The sequence below is a fragment of the Rheinheimera sp. genome, assembly GCF_036568245.1.
Taxonomy (GTDB): Bacteria; Pseudomonadota; Gammaproteobacteria; order Enterobacterales; family Alteromonadaceae; genus Alishewanella.
This window is the reverse complement of the sequence record NZ_DATCSY010000406.1, coordinates 1-4,838: the sequence shown is the minus strand read 5'-3', so window position 1 is coordinate 4,838 and position 4,838 is coordinate 1. Positions and strand designations below refer to the sequence as shown.

Annotated in this window: 5 protein-coding genes; all 5 read right to left on the bottom strand. The window is 49.1% G+C overall.

Going from position 1 to position 4,838, the window contains the following annotated elements; translation table 11 throughout:
* Positions 1–104: 104 nt before the first annotated feature.
* Positions 105–1,037: a universal stress protein UspE gene (gene uspE, locus VIN66_RS18400; protein ID WP_331925341.1), complete on the bottom strand. Its 933-nt coding sequence runs from the start codon at positions 1,035–1,037 to the stop codon at positions 105–107.
* 96 nt (positions 1,038–1,133) lie between these two features.
* Positions 1,134–1,847 carry a fumarate/nitrate reduction transcriptional regulator Fnr gene (fnr, locus tag VIN66_RS18395; protein ID WP_331925340.1) on the bottom strand — a complete coding sequence of 238 codons (714 nt, stop codon included), beginning with the start codon at positions 1,845–1,847 and terminating at the stop codon, positions 1,134–1,136.
* A 43-nt stretch (positions 1,848–1,890) separates the two neighbouring features.
* Positions 1,891–2,565 carry a sulfite exporter TauE/SafE family protein gene (locus VIN66_RS18390; protein ID WP_331925339.1) on the bottom strand — a complete coding sequence of 225 codons (675 nt, stop codon included), beginning with the start codon at positions 2,563–2,565 and terminating at the stop codon, positions 1,891–1,893.
* Entirely contained in the window at positions 2,562–2,756 is a 195-nt protein-coding gene (ccoS, locus tag VIN66_RS18385) for a cbb3-type cytochrome oxidase assembly protein CcoS (protein WP_331925338.1), read from the bottom strand. The genes VIN66_RS18390 and ccoS overlap by 4 nt, the downstream gene beginning before the upstream one ends.
* The coding region (locus tag VIN66_RS18380; RefSeq protein WP_331925337.1) for a cation-translocating P-type ATPase at positions 2,753–4,838 on the bottom strand (2,086 nt) is incomplete at its 5' end. The genes VIN66_RS18380 and ccoS, both read right to left, overlap by 4 nt.

Here is a 4,838-nt window from a genome sequence, read left to right as displayed (position 1 = left end):
CTTTGGCTTGCGCTGCGTGCGTCATAAAACAGAAGTACCACTAATGAAAATGGCGCACATTATAACGAAGCGTGCGCCAATACCAAAGCTGTCAGTAATAAATCTCAGTCTTTCTGCAGCGGGCAGACAAAATTAGCCGGTTTTACCGCCAGGACGTCGCAATCCAGCCGGTCGATTACATGCTCGGCAGTATTGCCGATAATTGCTGCGGATAAACCGGTACGGCCTATAGTGCCGATCACAACCATTTCAGCATCCAGTTTTGTTGCCAGTTCAGGCAGCACATCCTCTGGCATACCTTCTTTGACATGATAATGTGCACTGTCGATATCAAACTGGCTTGCTAATGCTGAAACGGCATCAATATGATGATGTTTCATCGTGCTGTTGTATTCCTGCGGGTTAAATTCCGGTATTTCGATAGCAATGTTAACAGGCGTGCCAGGATATGCATTCACCAGATGAGTCTGGGCGTTTAGTAAGCGCGCCATTTTCAGCGCCGTTGCAGTTACTTTCTGATTTAGTGCCAGATGATGCTCCTGCTCGCTGCCAGCATTCACCGCAGCAATAATATTTCCCCCCTGCGGCCAGTCATGATCTTTAACTAATAGCACGGGGCAGGGGCATTTACGCAGAATATGCCAGTCGGTAGGTGTGAAAATCATCGATTTTAATACATCGTGGTCATGAGTACCTTTTATAACTAAGTCATAGTTGTCTTCCAGTACTGCCAGCACAACGGCTTCGAATGGCCGGTTGTGCCAGACAACTTTGATATCGATGTTTACACCCCCGGCGCGCGCGGCGGCAAGATAATCACTGATCCACAGTTCACGGTCTTTTATGACCGCCTGACGCATCGATTCGCGCTCTTCACCGGATAGCATAGTGGTCATTTCATAAGAGAAATCATAAACGGACAGGAAAGCGGTAAGTTTACCGCCCTGTAAACGGACAAGTTCTATTGCTCGGTTAAGTGCCTTTTGCTTGTCGACAGTTGGATCCAGTACAACCAATACATTGCTGTAAGTTGACATAAGCTGCTCCACATTGCGGTTATTGCATTAAGTGTAGCCAAAATAACGTGAACTGGCTCAGACTTACTTGCGCTGGCGCAAAGAACAGCGAACAATTTAGCAATGGGCGGTAAGGGCTCCCAGCTTGGACAGCGCTGTTTTATCGTTAATGCTGATAAGCTTGCCGTTAACCTGGATCAGTTGCTCTTTGTCCAGTTTACTGAGCAGACGGCTGATGGTCTCCACCGTTAGCCCCAGGTAATTGCCGATGTCGCTACGGGTCATGGTCAGCCGGAACTCACTGGCAGAAAAACCCCGGCTGGCGTAGCGCTGCGCTAACTGTGATAAAAACGTCGCCAGTTTTTGTTCCGCGGTTTTGCGGTTCAGTAGTAACATCATCTGCTGGTCGGCCTGAATATCTTCACTCATCAGCCGCATCATTTGCTGACGTAACCTGGGTAACTGGTCAAGTAAGGTTTCCAGATTCGGTAGCGGAATTTCGCATACCATGGCCGTTTCCAGTGCTTCGGCGTAGCTTGGGTGCAGCTGATTACTCAGGGCATCAAAACCGACAATATCGCCAGGCAGATGAAAGCCGGTAATTTGCTGTTCGCCTTGCTCAGTCAACGTGAAGGTTTTAAACGAACCTGTACGTATCGCATAAAGGCAGCGCTGGGGTTGCCCGGCTTCAAACAGCATATCAGCTTTATGCAAAGGTTTTTTACGCTGAATAATATCGTCCAGACGATTAAGTTCAGAGTCGTTAAGCGAGAAGGGTAAACACAGCTGGCTGAAGCCACAGTCCTGACAGTTAATTGCAGAGCGTTGCATAGATAACATCCTTTACGCTAAATACCGGTGCACGACGGCTAGGTTAGAAAATCAGACGGCGAATGGCAAGCCAAATCGTATAGCAAGCATAAATCGCCAATGCTGCGGCGATGACGTAGTGCAGTAAAAGAGCGTTTTTAAGCTTGTTTAACAGTTGCGCCGCACTGCCACTGAGCAGTATCGCCGGGAGTGTGCCGATACCAAAACTGAACATGATTAATGCGCCCTGCAACATGCTGCCGCTGGCCAGACTCCAGCCTAACGTACTATACACCAGGCCACAGGGCAATGCTCCCCAGCACAGGCCATAGCTGTAGGCCTTAATACCGGAGTTAAGCGGCAGCAGTTTTTTCGCCAACGGCTGTACGTAGCGCCATAACTTTTGCCCCAGTTTTTCCAGATGGATAAGGCCAAACCATAACCGGCTGATATACAGCGCCATCATTAACAGTAACAGGCCGGCAACTAATCTTAACCAAAGTAAAGATACGCCGGCTGCCTGCATGGCGCTGACGCCAAAATAACCAACCGCTGCACCAAACAGGCTGTAGGTTGTCAGCCGGCCTAAGCTTAGTAGCAGTTGCAGACGCAGCCTTTGCAAAGGTGATTGCGATGGCATAGACAATTGCAGGGCCGCAGCAATACCACCACACATTACCAGACAGTGGCTGCTACCGAGTAAACCGATAATCAACGCTGCCAGTAGATCGGTATTCATTGCTTTGGTGGATGCTTTTTGTCCTCGGATGAGGCACTGTGGGGCTGCGGTTTGTTATCATCAAACAGAATACTAAAACCTTCCTTATCCAAATCTTCAAACTGCTTAGTGCGAACAGCCCAAAAAAATACCGCTAATCCTATGATGACAAACAAGATGGCAATTGGGATCAGGACGTAAATAACACTCATTTTTTAAGCAGCCTTAAAGAATTAGAAACCACCAGTAGTGAGCTGAATGACATGCCCAGTACGGCGATATAAGGTGAAACAAAACCGGCAACCGCCAATGGAATAATCAGCAGGTTATAACCGGCGGACCAATACAGGTTTTGTTTAATAACCTTTTGCGCGTTACTGCTCTCAGACAGCAGGTGCTCAAGCAAACCGATATTGGGTTGTAACAATAACACATCGGCTTGATTTTTTGACAAGTCGCTGCCCGTTTCCAGCGTTACTGAAACATGCGCGGCGTGAAATGCAGGATTATCGTTGATACCATCGCCGAGCATCAGCACTTTATACCCTTGGTGCACCAGATGTTCGATTTCTGATACTTTTTGCTCTGGTGTACAACCTTTGCGCATGATATCAAATTGCAATTGCTGTTGTAGCAGCTGTGCCTGCGCTGAATTATCGCCAGTTAACATCGCCAGTTTGTAACCGGCTTTACGTAGCCGCGCGATAAGCTGCGGCACTTCTGGACGTACGGCATCCTGCAACCAAATCTCGGCGACGCAGATATTGTCTATTGTCAGAAACACCATTGCATCCGATGGCGTACTGAGTTTGCAAAAAGCCGGACTACCGACTTTGACAAGCGTATTATTGTAGTGCGCCTCAATACCTGCACCGACAATAATTGCCGTGTCTGTCAATGGCAGAGCCTGTGACAGGTATGGTTTAAAGGCCCTGGCAATCGGATGCTCTGAAAACTGTTCTATATTGGCTATCAGATTCAGCACTTCTGACTGGCTGTACTGCGGGTGATGAATTTTAATTTCAGCGATAGAAAAACGGCCTTCAGTCAGGGTGCCGGTTTTATCAAAAACCAGATGTGTCAGCTGAGGCAGTACGTCAAGTACAGTCGAATGCTTTATCAGAATGCCGCGGCGGTTAAGGCTCGCCAGAGCACAGGTAACAGCGGTAGGGGCGGCCAGGCTTAAGGCACAGGGACAGGTAGCAACCAGTACCGACAACGTTATCCAGAACGCGCGATCGGCGTCGAGCCAGAAGTACCAGAGTGCAAATGTCGCTATCGCAACCACTAACAAGCGCTCAACAAAATAGCGCGCCAGTTGATCAGTTTTTTGCAGTACTGCGGGCTTCTGGCTTAACGTTCGTTGCTGCAGCGCTATTATCTGCCCCAGATGTGATGCCGCCAGTGGCTGACTTACTTTAACCTGCAGCAAACCATCGTGATTGGTGCTGCCAGCCAGCACTTTATCACCACATTGCTTTGCCACTGCCGCATATTCGCCTGTTAACATAGATTCATCAGCTGAACTGTTACCACTGATAATAATGCCATCTGCGGCGATGGTTTCACCGGGCTTTACCAGTATCACATCTTCGGCTCGGAGCCTTTTGGCTGAAACAATCTGCGGCTGGTCACCCTGTATCAGCGTTGCCGCAACGGGCATGATCTTCAGCAGATTGCTGGTGGCATCCCGGGCGCGGGAGCGGGCACGATACTCGAAAAACTTACCCAGCTGCAGCAAAAAGGTAAACATACAGACAGATTCAAAATAGACTTCACCGGTGCTGAATACCGTGGCGTAAGCTGAAGCAAAAAAGGTGTAATATACCGCCAGGCTGACGGGTACATCCATGTTAAGCTGCCGGGCTTTAATACCGCGCCAGGCACTTTGGACAAATGGCAGCGCGGCATATAACACCACAGGCAAGGTGAGTACCAGGCTAATCCAGCGCAGATAGCCCTGATGCGAGGCTTCAATACCGGTATAGTCGCCAAAATACAGTGCTACCGCCAGCATCATAACCTGCATTGTCATGATACCGGAGACGGCTAAGCGCTTTAAAAACCGGTTCAGTTCGGTTTTAAACGCCTGTTCTTCATTGTCGGCAACAAAAGGGCTGGCCTGATAACCAATGGCCGCAAGTTTGCTTAGAATAACGCTCAGGGGCGTTTTTTCTGCCTGCCACACGAGGTGGCAACGTTGCGTCGCAGAATTGACCGTCACCTGATGCACGGAGTTTAACTGGCGCAACTGTTTTTCAATCAGCCAGGCACAGGCGGCACAGCTGATACCG

Coding starts and splice junctions, on each gene's coding strand:
- uspE (WP_331925341.1), bottom strand. CDS start 1,037: ATGTCAACTTACAGCAATGTATTGGTTGTACTGGATCCAACTGTCGAC.
- fnr (WP_331925340.1), bottom strand. CDS start 1,847: ATGCAACGCTCTGCAATTAACTGTCAGGACTGTGGCTTCAGCCAGCTG.
- VIN66_RS18390 (WP_331925339.1), bottom strand. CDS start 2,565: ATGAATACCGATCTACTGGCAGCGTTGATTATCGGTTTACTCGGTAGC.
- ccoS (WP_331925338.1), bottom strand. CDS start 2,756: ATGAGTGTTATTTACGTCCTGATCCCAATTGCCATCTTGTTTGTCATC.